The sequence below is a fragment of the Peptoniphilus sp. oral taxon 386 str. F0131 genome (genome assembly GCF_000090945.1).
Taxonomy (GTDB): Bacteria; Bacillota; Clostridia; order Tissierellales; family Peptoniphilaceae; genus Anaerosphaera; species Anaerosphaera mikwangii.
In genome coordinates this window covers 1,330,119-1,348,456 of the sequence record NZ_GL349422.1, presented here as the reverse complement: position 1 = coordinate 1,348,456, position 18,338 = coordinate 1,330,119, and the positions used below count along the sequence as shown (strand labels likewise).

The window sequence follows — 18,338 nt, the reverse complement described above, 5'->3', positions numbered from 1 at the left end:
GTTACCTTGCGATTTTTTATGCTCTATATTAGCTGAAAATTATTTTAATTACAGCTAATATAGAGCATTTTTATTTCTTATGAGCTATGCTTATGTTATAATAGTCATTGGAGGTTATTATGACAAAAAATACTAAAAAAATATTTGCTGCAACTTTAATTGGGGCAGTTTTAATTTCAAATACAGTATATGCAAAAGCTTTTAGTGATGTAGAACAAAATGGAGCCTATTCGTGGGTGTATTCTTCTTTGGATAAGTTATCAAATAGAGGAGTTTTCGGCGGATATCCCGACAATACTTTTAAGCCTTATAGAGCGGTCAGCTTTTTAGAAGTAATGCAAGTTATTAAGAATATAAAAAATCCTTCTGCAGAAGAACTGAAAGCTTCCAGAGATAAATATGAAGCGGAAGCACTTCAGCAAGGCGTTCCGAATTGGGCATTAGAAGCCGTGTGTTATAATTTGTCAATTAACTCAATAACAATTAATACTATTAAATCGGCTAATGAAAAAGGTTTTTTAAAAGCAGTAAATACAGTTTATCCTGATAGAAATTCAGTAACGGTGTATTTCGGAAGAGCATTCGGTTTTGACGGAAATGGAGATAGAAGTCTTTTAAAACATTCCGATTTGGACAATGTAGCTGAAATGACAAAGGGATATCTTGCAAATTTAGTTGGAGCAAGTATCTATTCCGATACCGGAAGTGATGGCAAATTTAATGGTAGCAGCTTTATAAGAAGAGCTGAAGTTGCAGTTATAGCAGATAGAGCTTTAACATATTTGGAGTCTAATTCTAAAAATGATAAAAAAGACGATTCGGAATTAAAAATTGATGATGTAAGCGGAATTGTAAGTAATGTAGTTGCAGAATCTGCACAACAATATGGCAGTATAACTATTTCTGATAAAGAATATAAAATGAATATTCAAAATGTGGTTGTAGTCGATCCTAACGGACTTTATAATCCGCCTGAATTATCTACTTTAAAAGATAAAAATGTATCTGCTAAGATAAAGGACGGAGAGATTATATATATTACAATTTTGAGCTCAAATGCAAGTAGTACTGTCAATACAAATTTTAATATTGTAGAAATGACGGGAAAAGTTATTTCAATAACATCTGAAAGTGATGGAAATTTAGTTGAAATAAGAGTTTTAGTTTCGGACAGTAAGCATGTTGAGTCGGGTAGTGTAATAACAATAAAAACTAAAAATAGTTATAAACTCGATCAAATTTTAAATATTAAGGGTAATATTGTTGACTCTAAGCTTGCTAATATAGAAGTTAATTAGGTGAAGGGGAACCTTCACTTTTTACGTGAGGTAGTTGTGGAAATTTTTAATCGTAGTGAAATGGTAATAGGAAGAGAAAATATAAACAGACTTCAAAATTCTTCGGTTCTCGTATTTGGACTTGGAGGTGTCGGCGGAAGTTTGTGTGAGGCACTTATAAGAGCCGGAATAGGAAAAATAGGTATAGTAGATAGGGATATTGTAGATGTGACAAATATAAACAGGCAAGTAATAGCGACACAAAATACAGTTGGAATGAAAAAAACGGATGCCATGTATGATAGGCTCATATCTATAAATCCTATGGTAAAGATAGAAAAATATCATATAAATTTAAACGAAGATACTATTTCACAATTTAATTTTTCAAACTATGATTATATAGCTGATGCAATAGACACTGTAAGTGTAAAAATATTACTTGCCAAGATATGCTATGAAAATAACCATAAGTTGATTTCAGCAATGGGTACGGGAAATAAAATTAATCCTGCAATGCTTGAAGTCAGTGATATAAAAAAGACAAGTGTGTGTCCTCTTGCAAGAGTTATGAGAAGAGAACTGAAAAATAGAGGAATAGAAAAACTGAAGGTAGTATATTCAAGGGAGGAACCTATAAATACCAAATTTAAGCTTGAAAAAGCATCAATTCCGGGTTCAATGTCCTTTGTTCCGCCGGTATGCGGAATTATAATGGCTTCAGAGATAGTTAAAGAACTTATAGTACTATAATGGGTGAAAAAATGATTTACAGAGATTTGAATAACAAGCAAAGTGAAGCGTTGTTAAAAACAGAAGGACCTGTTCTTATTTTGGCGGGAGCAGGTTCCGGAAAAACAAAAGTTGTAACTAATAAAATAGCATATTTGATAGATGAAAAGAGAGTATATCCGTCAAGTATATTGGCAATTACATTTACTAATAAAGCTGCAAATGAAATGAAAGAGAGAGTTGCAAAACTCATAGATGTAAATGTGGATGCAATGTGGATTGGTACATTTCACTCTATTTGTCTTAGAATTTTGAGAAGAAATATAGAGAGAATTGATTATTCCTCAAATTTTTCAATTTATGACAGAGATGACCAAAATACTGTCATAAGGGATTGTATAAAGGAACTTAATTTAAACAAGGAAATGTATAAAAATAAGAGTATAATTGCAAAAATATCCGAGCTTAAAAATCAGGATATAAAGCCGGATGAATTTATAAACGCAAATTACATGGACTTTTTCAATAGAAATGTTGGAGAAATTTATAATTTGTATGAAAAAAAGCTGAAGGATAATAATGCTCTTGATTTTGATGATATATTAATAAAAACTGTTGAACTTTTTGAAAATAATGAAGATATTAAAAATTATTATCAGGATAAGTTTAAGTACATATTTGTTGACGAATATCAGGATACAAATATGATTCAGTATAGGCTCATAAAGCTTCTTTGTAATGCAAGTCCAAATTTGACTGTAGTAGGAGATAATGACCAGTCGATTTATAAATGGAGAGGTGCTGATATCAGCAATATATTGAATTTTGAAAAGGACTTTAAAGATGCTAAGGTAATATTGCTTGAACAAAATTATAGATCAACTTCAAAGATACTTAATGTTGCAAATTCTGTAATAAAAAATAACGGAAACAGAAAAGACAAAAATTTATGGACTGATAATGGAGTAGGAGAAGACGTTGTATACAGAGTTTTTAGGCACTCACAGGAAGAAGAACAGGCTGTTACGACAAAGATGCTTCAACTTAATTATAAAGGACACGCCTTTTCGGATATGGCAATATTATACAGAACAAATGCTCAGTCAAGAGGATTTGAAGAGGCTCTTATAAGAGAAAAAATTCCATATAAAATTGTGGGTGGTCTTCGATTTTATGACAGAAAAGAAGTTAAGGATATAATAGCGTATTTAAAAGTTATTCAAAATACTGCTGATGATGTTGCTATAAATAGAATTATAAATGTGCCGAAAAGAGGCATAGGAGCTCAATCAATAGAAGATATGTCGAAATATGCCGATGAAAATTTTATCAGCTTATTCAGTGTAATAGACGGCATAGAAGAAAATGAACAGCTGAATTTGAGATCTAAGAAAAATGTAAAAGAATTTGCAAATTTAATCAATTTGTTGAGATTAAATGCTCAGGAGTTGAGCGTTTCAAAGTTAATTGAAAAAGTTATTTATGAATCCGGCTATATATCTGATCTTGAGGCGGAAAATACCGTTGAAGCGAGAAGCAGAATTGATAATATAAAGGAATTGATATCAACTGCGGTTGATTTTGAAAGAAATAATCCGCTTGGAAATTTAGAAGAATTTTTATCCGGAATAAGTCTTTTGTCCGATGTTGACAAGACGAGTCCGGATGCATCGGCGGTGAAATTAATGACCATTCATTCGGCAAAGGGACTTGAGTTTAAAATAGTTTTTTTGGTTGGAATGGAAGAGGGATTATTTCCGACTTCAAGAGCTCTTGATGATGAAGAGGATATTGAAGAAGAAAGGCGTCTTTGTTATGTAGGAGTTACAAGAGCGGAAAAATATCTATATATAAGTTCATCTCAGACGAGAACTCTATATGGAAAAACATCACCTTGCTTAGAATCGAGATTTATAAAAGAAATGGAAGATACAATAACAAAAATTATTCCTGAAAAGGAAACATATGAATCTAAAAAGAACTTAGTTGAAGTAAGTGATTTCATAAGCTATAATGCAAATAGAGTGAAAAGTGTTCCGAAAAAAGAAAAGAAAACAGATGTTGATGTTAAAGTTGGAGATAAAATAGTTCATAAAAAATGGGGAGAAGGAATGATAGTTTCGAAGACTTCCAAGAATGACGATTTTGAAATTGTTATTTCATTTGAGGGTAAGGGTCTTAAAAAACTTATGCTCTCACTTGCTCCGATAAGTTTGGTGAAATGAGAATATGGAAATAATTGATAGAATTAGAGAGCTCATTGATAAAGTAAATAAACTTAACTATCATTACTATACATTAGATGACCCTATTGTGAGTGATGCTGAATATGATGAACTTTACTATGAGTTAAAAAAGCTTGAAGATGAAAATAAAATTATATTGGCGAATTCTCCCACTACAAGAGTTGGAGGGGAGGTGCTGTCAAAATTTGAAAAGCATACTCACATAGCACCTCTATATTCACTTGATAAAGCTCAAAGTTATGAAGAACTCAGAGCATGGCATGAGAGGAATCTAAAAGCTCTGCAATCATATAGAGCAAGCGGAAAAAATATAGAAAATCTTAAATATGTAGTAGAACTTAAATTTGACGGACTTACTATAAACTTAACTTATGAAGACGGCTATTTAAAAATGGCATCTACACGAGGGAACGGATTCATAGGAGAGGAGATACTTCCTCAAATAAAAACTATTTATTCAATTCCGCTTGAAATACCGTATAAAGGGCTTATGGAAGTTCAGGGCGAAGGACTTATGCCGTTAAGTTCACTTGAAAAATTTAACAGAACTCATGACGAGCAGTTAAAAAATGCAAGAAATGCAGCGGCAGGAGCATTGAGAAACTTAGATCCGAAAGTTACAAAATCAAGAAATTTGACCGCATTTTTTTATAATGTCGGATATATTAAAGATGACAGATTTAGAGATGATTCAGAAATGAAAAAATTTCTAAGAGACAACGGATTTAGAGTGAACGAGAACAATTATATTTGTAAAAATTTAGATGAAGTTATAGAAAAAATAGAAAAAATAGGTTCTATTAGAGAATCACTTGATATATTGATTGATGGGGTAACTATAAAAATAAATGATATGGAAACCAGAGACTTACTTGGATTTACAAATAAATTTCCAAGATGGGCAATAGCATATAAATTTGAGGCGAAAGAAGTTTCTACAAAGTTATTAGATGTAGTTTGGAATGTGGGAAGAACTTCTAAAGTTACACCGTCTGCAATTCTTCAACCGGTTGAAATTGGCGGAGTAACGATAAAAAAAGCAACACTTAATAACTATGATGATATTTTAAAAAAGAAAATCAGAATAAACGGGAGAGTTTTATTAAGACGTTCAAATGACGTAATTCCGGAAATTTTAGGAGCACTTCCAACTGAAGAAGAAACAATTGAAATAGAAATGCCGAAATATTGTCCGTCATGCGGCACGGAACTGTTTAAAGACGGAGTTCATATATTTTGTCCGAATACACTATCATGCGTACCTCAATTAGTTTCAAGACTTACTCATTTTGCATCAAGAGATGCAATGAATATTGAGGGTTTAAGTGAAATGACGATCTCAAAACTGCTGAATGAACTTGATATTCGCGAAATTCCGCAGATATATGAATTGGAAAAACAGGATTTATTAAAACTTGAAGGCTTTAAGGAAAAGAGAGCGAACAATTTGATAAGTGCAATAGCCGATAGTAAAATAAGACCGTTGCCGAATTTTATATACTCTCTTGGAATTAATAATGTGGGTATAAAAACAGCATACGATCTTGCAAATAAATTTAAAGATTTTGATTTGTTAAGGCATGCAAAGTATGATGAACTTGTAGATATAGATGATATTGGACCTATAACAGCCAAAGAAATAGTGGAATTTTTTAATGACAAGCATATAGAAAAATCTATCGACAGACTGTTTGAACTTGGAGTAAGTCCTAAATTTGAAGAGAGTACTGATGAAGAGACATATTTTAAAGATAAGAGAATTGTAATAACGGGAACTCTTTCAATTCCGAGAAAGGAACTTGAAAATATGTTGATAAAATTTGGAGCTAAAATCAGTTCTTCGGTAAGTAAAAATACCGATTTTGTTATTGCAGGTGAAGATGCAGGTTCTAAATACGATAAGGCTATTAATTTAGGCATTGAAATAATAGATGAGAATAAATTAAGAGAACTTTTAGGAGGAAAATATGGAGCGTAGTGAAATTAAGCATATTGCAGATATTGCTCAAATTGATTTTACAGATGATGAATTAGATAAGTTTCAAGAAAATTTTTCGGAAACATTTGAACTTATAGATAATATAAGAAAAATTGATACTGAAAATCTTGAAACAACTTTTCAGGTTAATGATACTGTAAATAATTTAAGAGAAGATGAAGCTCATGCGAGCCTAAGCCAGGAAGATGCTATAAGAAACACATTAGATGAAAAATATGGATATTTTAAAATAATAAAGTTTGTGGAATAGGAGGGATATTTTGAAACTTACCAAGTTGAAAGCACATGAATTAATAGACGGATATAAGAATAGAGATTTCTCCTGCGAAGAGGTAACAAGAGAATATTTAAGTGTTATTGAAAGAGAAGAGGCGGATTTAAACGCATATGTAACAGTTTGTGATGAATCTGCTATAAAAGAAGCTAAAGAAGTTGACAGAAAGTTTATGAATAGAGAAGAAGTTGGAATCTTATCAGGAGTTCCGATTGGAGTTAAAGATAATATTGCAGTCAAAAATATTCTTATGACCTGTTCTTCTAAAATGCTTGAGAATTTTATTGTACCGTATGATTCCGTAATATCCGAGAGAATAAAATCTAATGGCGGAGTTATTATAGGAAAAACAAATATGGATGAATTTGCAATGGGTGCAAGTACAAAAACTTCATACTACGGAGTTTCAAAAAATCCATTAGACAGAACACTGGTATCCGGAGGCTCATCAGGCGGTTCTGCTTCCGCACTTGCAGGAGAAGAGTGTGCTCTTGCAGTTGGAACTGACACCGGAGGATCTACAAGACAACCTGCAAGTTTTTGTGGACTTGTAGGTATAAAACCTACCTACGGTTCAATTCCAAGATATGGAGTTGCAACTATGGCAAACACATTCGACCAACCGGGTGCTTTTGGAAAAGATGTAGAAGATGCAGTTTTACTTTTAAAGGCTCTTGAGGGAAGAGATGAAAGAGATGCAACTTCAGTTGGAAATCCATCTATAAGAGAAGAATTTAATTTTAAAAATACAGATGAAGTAATAAGTTATTTGAAAAATATGAAAATAGCAATACCAAGTCTTTACATGAATATGAAATTAAACGATAGAGTTAAAGCTGACTTTGATAAAGCTATTAATGTATTTAAAAATGCAGGGGCTATTATTGATATAGTAGATATGAGTTCATTAAAATATGTAATTGAAACATATCATATACTCGTAAACGGAGAAATAGCTCCAAATATGGCAAGGTTTGACGGACTTAGATACGGACACAGAACAGAAAATTACGATACATTTGAAGAAATGTATAGAAAATCAAGAGCTGAAGGGTTCGGAGATGAAGTAAAGAGAAGAATAATGATAGGAACTCATATATTAAGTCTTGATTTAGCAGAAGATTATTATTATAAGGCATTGAAAGTAAGAACACTTATAAAAAATGAGTTTGATGAAGTTTTTAAATCTCATAATTTAGTAATGTGTCCTACCGTACCGGTACTTCCGTTTAAAATAGAAGATAATATGAGTCCTGTTGAAATGTATCAAGCGGATTTGTTTACAATACCTGCAAATATGACAGGATGTCCTTCTATAAGCATACCTATGCCTAAAATAGACGGATTATCAGTTGGAATAGAACTTACAGCCAATAGATTTAAAGATAATGAAATGATAAAGGCTGCACTTGGTTTTGAAAGGAGTGTTAAATAATGAGTTATAAGACAATAGTCGGTCTTGAGATACACGTTGAATTGTCGACCAAGACAAAAGCATTTTGCTCCTGTGAAAATCAATTTGGAGGAGAACCGAATACAAGAGTTTGTCCTATTTGTTTAGGACTTCCCGGCGGAATACCCGTTTTGAATAAAAATGTAGTTAATTATACAATAATGGCAGGGCTCGCATTAAATTGCAATATTGCTAAAAAATCTAAATTTGACAGAAAAAATTATTTTTATCCCGATTTGACAAAGGGATTCCAAATAACTCAAGATGATATGGCAATTTGTAATGAGGGTTATATTGAAATAGAAACTGAAGAAGGTTCAAAAAAAGTCGGTATTTATAAGATACAAATGGAAGAAGACACAGGCAAGTCTTTGCATACAGAAGATAATTCTACATTAATGGACTATAACAGATGTGGAGTTCCGCTAATTGAAATTGTTTCAAAACCGGAAATGAATAGCGGTAAAGAAGCGAGATTATTTCTTGAAAAATTAAAAAACACATTAATTTATATCGGAGTATCAGATTGTAAGATGGAAGAAGGTTCACTCAGATGTGATGTAAATGTAAATGTTGTTGATGAAGAAACAGGAAAGAAAACTGCTGTTACAGAAGTTAAGAATTTAAATTCATTTAGAGGAGTTGAAAAGGCAATAGATTTTGAAGTTCAAAGACATATTGCATTGCTTCAAAATGGAGAAAATGAAATTCGTACAACCAGAAGATGGGACGATGCCAATAATGAAACTGTATTAATGAGAGTTAAGTATACAGTTGCAGATTATAGATTTGCTCCTGAGGGAGATCTTCCTCCTGTTATACTTACAGATGAGCTTATTGAAAAAATTAAGGATGAACTTCCGGAACTTCCTCAAGCTAAAAAAGAAAGGTTTATGAGAGAATATAAAATACCTGAATATGATGCTGAAGTTTTAACTTCTACAAAAGAACTTTCAAAATACTATGAAGAAGTTGCAAAGAATTTTGACGACTCTATAATGGTATCAAATTGGATTATGACAGAAGTTCTTAGAAGAGTTGAAAATATTGACGAAGAATTTAAACTTCCATTTGAACCGGCAGATTTTGTAGATTTATTAAAGGCGGTTAAATCAGGCAAGATTAATAATAATGCAGGTAAAAAAGTATTAAGAGAAATGTTTGAGACATCTAAAAAGCCTGAAGATATAATTAAAGAGCAAGGCTTAGTTCAAATATCAGATACTTCAGAAATAGATGCATTAGTTGATAAGGTTCTCTCTGATAATCCTCAGTCAATTGAAGATTTTAAGGCAGGTAAGGATAGAGCATTCGGTTTCTTGGTAGGACAGGTAATGAAAGCATCAAAAGGAAAGGCAAATCCTCAGCTTGTAAATAAATTGCTGACAGAAAAATTAAATAAGTAAATAATTAATTATAGGTTCGATTTATTATCGAACCTATTTTATTGCAGTTAAAAACTTATAGTGATTATTATTTTAATAGGGTATAATTATAATATGAAAAAGAGGAAAATCGGAATAATTTTATTAATTTTATCAGCATTGGTTTTTTTGAAATTTAAGAACACATTATACGATAGCATAGCTATAAAAAATAATGAAGGAGAAGAAGTTACAGTAAACGTCTATAAGAATATTTTTTCAAAATATGCTAATGTTATAGAAATAGTATCTGAAAATCGAAAAGAAAAAATTGTCTTTTCAGGCAAGAAAAAAATAAATATTTGGAAATTGGACGCAGGTGATGTGGATGGTGACGGGATAGACGAAATTGCACTTGGAGTATATAAAAAATCTCCACATCATAGAGTAATGGCAAATAGAGTTTTTCTATACAATATTTCAGGTTTAGAGTTGAAACCGAAATTCAGGGCATCAAGGCTTGGACTTCCGTTTACGGAATTTTTATTGTATGACATAGACGAAGATGGAGCTTTTGAAATAATATCTATTGAAGAAAAAGACAATTACAAATTTATAGCGGCATATAATTACAAAAATTTTTCCATCTATAGAGATTATATAAGTCATGGATATGAAAAATTAGCCGGATTAGATAAGAGAAGTACCCTAAGCGTGAATGCAGATGGGAAAAATAAAAAAATAGAATTAAAAGGGAAGGAGATTGAATTGAAATGAAGAAGAGGTATATATTAATAGCTTTATTGATTACACTGTTGTGCGTAGGTTGTAAAAAAGATAAAGACGCTTCCGGAACAAATCAAAATAAAACGGATAAAAATGCAGAAGTAGTAAAAAAAGAAGATATATCATTTTTAGATGAGTATATAGAAGATATTATAGTTCCTGAATTTAAAGAAATAGAAATTGTTGCTAAAGTTGAAGATTATAAAATAGAAAAAAACTTAAAAAATGTATACAATTATGGCAAAGGTCCTTATGAATATATGAGTTTTAAAGGAAAACAGTTAAAAGCTTTAGAAGAAAACGGATTTGTAGTAGGAGGAAATGGATATTCAGATCAACCGTTCCAAATTTATGAAGTGAATGAATATACATATGTACCAAGTTTTGTTACTACAGATTCCGTATTACATCTATATCATATATTCTATGACAGCTTATTAAGAGAAGTTGAAACTAAACAATTTTTACCTAATTTCGAAAAATTGATTCCGATTTTGCTTGAAAAATCAATAGCAGACTATGAAAATGCAGATGATGAGTCAGTTAAAAACTCCGCACTCAAGAATATTGCATATTTTAAAGTGGCAGGAGAACTTATAAACTTGAAAACCGATATAGAAATTCCACAAGCTGCCGAGAAAATTGCAAAAGAAGAAATGAAACTTATCAAAGAGGGAAGTATATCAGATTCAAATCTTGTAAATGCCAAAGTTGATTATTCTCAGTTTAAGGTAAGAGGACATTATACGAGAACTAAAGAACTTGAAAAATATTTCAAAGTAATTATGTTGTTTTCACAAGAGGCATTTTTTATAGATAATGACGGCATAATTGATAAAGATAATTTAGTTCAAGCTATGTTAATAACAAAAAATTTATTTGAAAATAAAGAAAACTATAAATTATGGGAAGATGTAAACAGTTCATTAAACTTTTTAGTTGAGAAATCTGATGATTTGGATGTATTGACTTTTGCTAAAACAATGTATTCAAATTATGGAAAAGATATTTCATTAGAAAAAATTAAAAATGAAAAAATATTAGAAGATTTTTATAATGACCTTAGTAAATTATCAAATCCTGCAATTCAGGGCTATAAAGGAAAATCATTTAGATTTATGCCGCAAAAAGCGGTAATAGACAATGTTCTTATGCAAAATTTAGTGGATATTGCAACTGAAGATAAACCTTCATATAGACCGATATATTCCGGCGTTGATGTAATGGCTGTACTTGGAAATAAAACAGCGGAAGAACTTGTACTAAATAATGAAAATAATTTTAAATGGGATAAATTTAAAGAAAAATATGAGTATACAAAAGAACTTGAAAAACATATTGATGAAAAGAGCTGGATGAGTAATTTATATCGCGGATTATTATGGACATTAAAAGGATTTAATCAGGATTTTGCAGAAGGCTATCCTAAGTTTATGCAATCAAAAGCATGGAAGCTTAAAGATTTAAATACGGCACTTGCATCATGGGCGGAGCTTAAACACGATACAGTTTTATATGGTAAGCAAGTTGGCGCTGAAATGGGCGGAGGAGATGATTCTGAATTTCCTGTAAACTATGTAGAACCAAACGTAAAGATATATGAAAGACTGTTGTGGTTAATGGATTTTGCAGGTCAAAACTTAAAACATAGAAATATGTTGTCGGAAGCTACTGAAAAGAACTTAAATAACTTTAAAGATATGGTTCAATTTTTATTGGATTGTTCTGTGAAAGAACTTAGAGAAGAAACATTAACAAAAGAAGAAAATGAAAGAATATTTTATATTGGCGGAGAAATGGAGAATATATTTGTTAAGTTCATTGATGAAAAAGCAGCTTATTATTATGAAATAGAAACAGAAGCGGATAAAGATATGGCATGCATAGCGGATATTATGAAAGTTGCAAAAAATTCAGTTGGAATACCTGAAGGCAAATATTTAGAAGTAGGCTCAGGACATGCATCACTTATATATGTAATATATAAAGTAAATGGAAAATTATATTTAGGAGAAGGAGCAGTAATGAGCTATTATGAATTTTTATCAGATGATAGACTTACTGATGAACAATTCCAAGAAAAACTAAACTCCTTTGAAAAAGAAGACTATCCTGAAAGACCGGATTGGATAAGTGAATTTGTCAAAGAATATGAATATATCTTAAAACCATGATTAAATTGGAAAAACCGACTTGAAATAGGTCGGTTTTTTAGTTTTTTGCATAAAAAAACTTGATGCAATACATCAAGTAAATTGTCCACATCGGACTGCCTTTCGGCCAATTGAATAAATTTTTATTTGAACCTGCGTGTAATTTAAGATAGGTCTAAATACTACCTTAAATATATTGTACATTTAAACATTAAAATTGTCAAATAATAAATTTATTGATTAACAGATTAAAAGATTAATTTGTGTTATTATATTAGTTGAAAAAGCATTATAGGTTTATAAAAATTTAACGACAAGGGGGAAACAACTATTGAATACTAAGTTTAATGATGTTGATTATTATGTTGGATTAGATATTGGAACTAGTTCGGTAGGTTGGGCTGTTACAAATGAAAAATATGAGTTATTGAAATTCAATAATCACAAAATGTGGGGTTCAAGATTATTTGAAGAAGCATCAACAGCTCAAGATAGACGAGAACACAGATCTAACAGAAGAAGATTAGAACGTAGAAAATATAGACTTGATTTATTAGAAGAACTTTTTGTGGAAGAGATAAATAAAATTGATCCTGAATTTTTTATCAGACTGAGAGAGAGCAAGTTTCATTTTGAAGATAGAAGTTTGAAAAATACTTTCATTTTATTTAATGATAAGATGGAGGGAGGATATAATGATAAAGTATTTTTTTCAAAATATCCTACAATTTATCATTTAAGGTCAGCACTTATAAATGGAAATAAAGAAGATGTTAGAGCGGTATTTCTTGCTATACATAATATTTTGAAAAACAGAGGACATTTTTTATTAGCAGGGAATGATATAAATATAAGTTTATCTTTAAACGATACATTAACAGATTTATTTGAATATTTAAAAATACATTTGGGAATAGAAGTTGAATTTGAAAATAAGTTGAAAGATATTGAAAAGATTGCTTTAGATAAAAATTTGTCAAAAAGTGATAAACAAAAGAAAATAGTACAATTATTAGAAACAGATTATAAAAAACAGCTTGCAGATGTATTTAAGCTCTCTTTAGGGTTGACTGCAAATATGGAAAACATTTTTGGAAAAGAAAATGAACAGGGACTTGAATTTATTAATGCCGAAAATAAAATTAAGAAAATTCAATTTGATAGTTCATATGAAGAAAATATAGCTGAGTTTGATCAATTTTATGGAGAATATTTTGAAATAATCGATATTTGCAAAAAAATTTATGATGCTATAAGCCTTTCACAAATATTAGTAGACGGCAAGGGACTTTCAGAGTCAAAAGTTTTATCTTATGAAAAGCATAAAGAGGATTTGAAACTGTTAAAAAAGGTTTTGAAAAATATTGATAAAGCATATGACAATAAAGGAGAAGACAGATTAGTTTATAAAGTTCTTAAAGAAGATAAAGATAAAGGGACTAACTATGTAAATTATTCAAAATTATCTAATAATGGAACAGCTACAACTAAAGAAGAATTTTATAAATTTCTTTCGAAGAATTTAGACCTGAAAAAATTCGGTAAATTAAATAAAGAAGATATTGAAACATTAGATTATATAAATTCGGAGATTTTATTAGGAAGATTTTTGCCGTTGCAAAAAGAAAAGATTAACGGAGTAATTCCATATCAATTGCAAATGAAAGAACTAACTCAAATTCTCAATAATGCATCTAAATATTTACCTTTTTTGAATAAGATTGAAGATGGAATGACAGTTAAAGACAAAATTATATCATTAATTAAGTTTAGAATACCATATTATGTAGGTCCTTTAAATGAATACAACAGAATTGAAAATGGTAACGGGTTTGCTTGGATAGAAAAAAAGAAAAACGAAAAAATATTTCCTTGGAATTTTAATGATGTTGTAGATATTGAAAAGAGTGCAGAAAAGTTTATAAATAATTTAACCAACAAGTGTACTTATATTAAGGAAGAAACAGTACTACCTAAAAATTCAATTATATATTCAAAATTTATGGTTTTAAATGAACTTAATAATTTACAATACGGCAATAAGAAGCTTGATATAGAGTTGAAGATGAAAATGTATACTGATTTGTTTCTTGAAAAGAAAGATAACAGAAAAGTAACGGAAAAAAGAATACTTGAATATTTTAGAATAAACGGGATAAATGACGGTAAAGAAAAACTGACCGGACTGAATAATGAAATTCACGCAGATATGAAATCTTATAGGGATATGTGTGAAATAATGGGTGAAAATTTCAACATTAATGTAGCGGAAAATATAATAAATTGGATTACAGTATTTCATGGAGAGAAAAAGATCCTAATTAATAAGATTAAAAATGTATATGGTAAAATGTTTAACGATGAACAGATATCTAAGCTGTCAAAATTAAATTATTCAGATTGGGGAAGACTTTCTAAAAAACTATTAACAGATATTAAGTGTTATATAGATGCAGATGGGATTAATTTTCCTGTAAGTATTTTAGAAGCAATGGAAGTCAGCAATAAAAATTTAATGGAACTTCTTTCAAATAAGTATGAATTTATCAGCTGTATTGATGATATAAATAATAAATATTTTGGAGATAGAGATATAAGCGCATCGGAATTAATTGATGAATTATATGTTTCACCTGCCGTTAAAAGAGGAATTTGGCAATCAGTAAGAATTTTAGAAGAAATAGTTAGCATAATCGGACATAACCCTAAAAAAATATTTATAGAAATGACAAGGCATAACGAGGAAAAAGTTCAAAAATCTTCCAGAAGACATAATCTTGAAGAGTTATATAAAGCTATCAGAAAAGATCCGGAGTATGTAGAGCTAATTAAGGAATTCGATTCTACAACTGATACGGACAGCTTTAAAATTAAAAAATTATATTTATATTTTATGCAACTTGGAAAGTGTGCATATAGTAAAGAAAAAATAGATTTTGATAAATTATTTACAGACAGCTATGACATTGATCATATTTATCCGCGAAGTAAAACCAAAGATGACAGTATTCATAATAATTTAGTATTGGTAAAAGCAAAATATAATAGGGAAAAGACAGATGTATATCCTATTGATATTAATATTCAAAAAAATATGAATTCTTTTTGGAATTTTTTGTATACTAAAAAATTTATAACTGAAGAAAAATACAAAAGATTGATAAGAACTTCCGACTTAACGGATGAAGAATTGGCGAAATTTATTTCAAGACAATTAGTTGAAACATCACAATCTACAAAAGCAACAGCAGAAGTATTAAAACAAATTTACGGAGATAGTGATATCTGTTATGTAAAAGCGGAAAATGTAAGTGATTTCAGATACGGTTCAAGTAGACAAAAAGATAAAAATGATATTCAAAAGCTATTTGTAAAATGCAGAGAAGTCAATCATTTTCACCATGCGAAGGACGCATATTTAAATATTGTGGTAGGAAATGTCTATGATGTTAAATTTACAAAGAACCCTGTGAATTTTATAAAGAAGAACAAAATGGGAAATAAATCTAATTACAGTTTAAATCATATGTTTTGTTTTGATGTAGAAAGAAATGGATATAAGGCATGGGATTCATCAGAAACAATTAAAACAGTAGGACGTATGATGAAAAGTAATGATGTAAGAATTACAAAACATGTACATCCTACAAGAGGAGAATTGTATGATGCAACGATATATAAGGCAAAGATTGCAAAAACAGGTTCATATATGCCGTTAAAATCATCTAAAAACACACCTCTATCAGATGTAACTAAGTATGGAGGTTACACTAAGATAAAGATAGCATATTATTCTGTATATAAATATAAATTTAGTGATAAAAATTTAATAAAGACAGAAATCAGATTAATTCCAATACCTATTTATTTATCTAAGAATGATGACGATATAAAAGAGTATGTTAAAAATTATTTGAATGATAGAGTAAATTCAAAACTTATAGATTTTACAAAAATATATGATAAATTATACGTTAATTCTCTCATAAAGATTAATGGATATTTATATTATTTGGGTGGAAAAACAAACGACAGAGTTTGGATAGACAATGCAGTTAGCATAGTATTGGATGATAAAATAGAATATCTGATAAAGAGAATATCAAATGACATTAAATATGGATATGAAATAAATGTTTCCGATGATGAACTGATGGACATTTATGAATCATTAGCAGAAAAGGCTAATAAAAAAATTTTTTACAATAGATTAAGTGATTTTGAAAAAATATTTTCCAATATGGATGTTAAAAAGAAATTTGTAAAATTAGAAAAAAATGATAAATGTAGAGTGTTATTACAATTATTAAACGTTCTTACAGATAGTCAAACAACATATAAACTTGAAATGGTTGGCTTAAAACATTCACGTTCAAACATTGGAATGAAAATCAGCAATTTAGAAGAATTTAAAGTTATAAACAGTTCAATTACAGGGTTATATTCAAATGAAATAGATATACTTAATATTTAAAACACAGGGCAGAGATATTTTTCTTTGCCCTTAAAACTTATGGAGGTAAATATGGGCTGGAGAATTATAAAAATAGACAGCAGATCTAAACTTGACTATAAAATGAATTATTTGGTTTGTAGAAAAGATGGGGAGACATTGAGAATTTTTATAGATGAAATTTCCGTGTTGATTGTTGAAAGTACATCTATAAGTATAACGGCAGCTCTAATGGTGAAATTAATTGAAAATAAAATAAAAGTTGTATTTTGTGATTCAAAGAGAAATCCGTCATTTGAACTTATGCCATACTATGGAAGCCATGATACAAGTTTAAAAATACGAAATCAATTTAAATGGTCTGAATTTAACAAACAATTGGTGTGGACATCAATAGTAAAAAATAAAATAAAAAATCAAATGACAGTATTAAAAGAAAATAAATTATCGGAATATTTGCTCTTAAAAGAATATATAGAAAATATTGAATTTAACGATGAAACGAACAGGGAAGGTCATGCCGCAAAAGTTTACTTTAATGCACTTTTTGAAAGAGAATTTTCAAGGAATGATGACAGCATAATAAATTCGGAATTGGATTATGGATATTCAATAATTTTATCAATTGTAAATAGAGAAATATCTATTCAGGGGTATATAACACAAATTGGAATTCATCATAATAATATTTTTAATGACTTCAATTTAGGTTCTGATTTGGTGGAACCGCTTAGAATTTTTGTAGATAGAAAAGTAATAACGATGAACCATGATTGTTTTTCGAGAGATGAGAAATATGAAATTATTTCCATATTAACCGATTATGTAAAAATAAATAATAAAATATATACTTTAAATGATGCAATAGGAATATATTGTAGAAGTGTATTGGAAGCTATAAATGAAGGAGATATATCACTTATTAGCTATATTGAGGATGTGGGATGAGTTATAGATTTATGAGAGTTTTAGTAATGTTTGATTTGCCGATTTTAACATCTGAGCAAAAGAGAGAATATAGAGAGTTTAGAAGATTTTTAATAAAAAGTGGATTTTTAATGTTACAAGAATCTGTATATTGCAAATTAGTGTTGAATAAAACTACGGCAGATACAGTACTGAGTAACATTGAAAAAAATAAACCTCCTGAAGGTATAGTTCAGGTATTAGTGATTACGGAAAAGCAATTTTCAAATATGAAACTTATTGTTGGCAATTTAAAGAAAGATATAATAGATACTGATGAGAGGATAGTAATTATATGATTAAAATTGTAAACTTGGATTGGAATATGGAGCTTGATTTCGATAAATCCAATATAATAAAGTTGTATATAGAAGACAAAAAATATTTTAGAAAAATAATAACCGAGTTAAATGAACAGATAAATGGAAATATTGGGAAATTTATTATGTCGGAAGATGATAGGGAAATTTTGATATCGAAAAATGTTGATATAATTATAGATTTTTTAAATACAAACCCGAATAATAAAAAAGTTATTAACAGATTATTGTCCGAACTTACAGAAAATGCCAAAATAGAATATGAAAAATTAAATATTATAATAAATCAGCTGAATATATTCTTTGACGATTTAT

13 protein-coding genes are annotated in these 18,338 nt (G+C 29.6%); all 13 read left to right on the top strand.

The features are described from left to right. The first annotated feature begins 119 nt into the window (after positions 1–119). Positions 120–1,298 carry an S-layer homology domain-containing protein gene (locus HMPREF0629_RS07690; RefSeq protein ID WP_009222520.1) on the top strand — a complete coding sequence of 393 codons (1,179 nt, stop codon included), beginning with the start codon at positions 120–122 and terminating at the stop codon, positions 1,296–1,298. Between the two features lie 36 nt (positions 1,299–1,334). Further along, positions 1,335–2,030 carry a ThiF family adenylyltransferase gene (locus HMPREF0629_RS06385; RefSeq protein ID WP_218015362.1) on the top strand — a complete coding sequence of 232 codons (696 nt, stop codon included), beginning with the start codon at positions 1,335–1,337 and terminating at the stop codon, positions 2,028–2,030. Between the two features lie 11 nt (positions 2,031–2,041). Beyond that, positions 2,042–4,234 (top strand): ATP-dependent helicase, encoded by a 2,193-nt coding sequence (locus HMPREF0629_RS06380; RefSeq protein ID WP_009222518.1) that lies wholly within the window; start codon positions 2,042–2,044, stop codon positions 4,232–4,234. A 4-nt stretch (positions 4,235–4,238) separates the two neighbouring features. Continuing rightward, complete coding sequence (gene ligA / locus HMPREF0629_RS06375) at positions 4,239–6,233, top strand: NAD-dependent DNA ligase LigA (RefSeq protein ID WP_009222517.1); 1,995 nt, start codon at positions 4,239–4,241, stop codon at positions 6,231–6,233. Further along, positions 6,223–6,504 carry an Asp-tRNA(Asn)/Glu-tRNA(Gln) amidotransferase subunit GatC gene (gene gatC / locus HMPREF0629_RS06370; protein WP_009222516.1) on the top strand — a complete coding sequence of 94 codons (282 nt, stop codon included), beginning with the start codon at positions 6,223–6,225 and terminating at the stop codon, positions 6,502–6,504. Before ligA ends, gatC begins: the two co-directional genes overlap by 11 nt. Positions 6,505–6,514: 10 nt before the next feature. After that, positions 6,515–7,963, top strand: a complete 1,449-nt coding sequence (gatA, locus tag HMPREF0629_RS06365; protein ID WP_009222515.1) for an Asp-tRNA(Asn)/Glu-tRNA(Gln) amidotransferase subunit GatA — start codon at positions 6,515–6,517, stop codon at positions 7,961–7,963. Beyond that, the gene (gatB, locus tag HMPREF0629_RS06360) at positions 7,963–9,387 is read left to right on the top strand and encodes an Asp-tRNA(Asn)/Glu-tRNA(Gln) amidotransferase subunit GatB (RefSeq protein WP_009222514.1); all 1,425 of its coding nucleotides are present in this window, start codon (positions 7,963–7,965) and stop codon (positions 9,385–9,387) included. The genes gatA and gatB overlap by 1 nt, the downstream gene beginning before the upstream one ends. A 93-nt stretch (positions 9,388–9,480) precedes the next feature. Further along, the gene (locus HMPREF0629_RS07685; protein ID WP_050747999.1) at positions 9,481–10,122 is read left to right on the top strand and encodes an FG-GAP repeat protein; all 642 of its coding nucleotides are present in this window, start codon (positions 9,481–9,483) and stop codon (positions 10,120–10,122) included. Then, the gene (locus HMPREF0629_RS06350; RefSeq protein WP_009222512.1) at positions 10,119–12,305 is read left to right on the top strand and encodes a DUF3160 domain-containing protein; all 2,187 of its coding nucleotides are present in this window, start codon (positions 10,119–10,121) and stop codon (positions 12,303–12,305) included. The genes HMPREF0629_RS07685 and HMPREF0629_RS06350 overlap by 4 nt, the downstream gene beginning before the upstream one ends. 310 nt (positions 12,306–12,615) lie before the next feature. Continuing rightward, entirely contained in the window at positions 12,616–16,758 is a 4,143-nt protein-coding gene (gene cas9, locus HMPREF0629_RS06345; protein ID WP_039856726.1) for a type II CRISPR RNA-guided endonuclease Cas9, read from the top strand. A 51-nt stretch (positions 16,759–16,809) separates the two neighbouring features. Next, complete coding sequence (gene cas1, locus HMPREF0629_RS06340) at positions 16,810–17,685, top strand: type II CRISPR-associated endonuclease Cas1 (protein ID WP_009222510.1); 876 nt, start codon at positions 16,810–16,812, stop codon at positions 17,683–17,685. Then, a complete protein-coding gene (gene cas2 / locus HMPREF0629_RS06335) occupies positions 17,682–18,002 on the top strand; it encodes a CRISPR-associated endonuclease Cas2 (RefSeq protein ID WP_255263833.1) in 321 nt (106 codons plus the stop codon). The genes cas1 and cas2 overlap by 4 nt, the downstream gene beginning before the upstream one ends. Then, positions 17,999–18,338 (top strand): type II-A CRISPR-associated protein Csn2 (gene csn2 / locus HMPREF0629_RS08020; protein ID WP_176686345.1); only part of this gene is annotated, 340 nt, incomplete at its 3' end. The genes cas2 and csn2, both read left to right, overlap by 4 nt.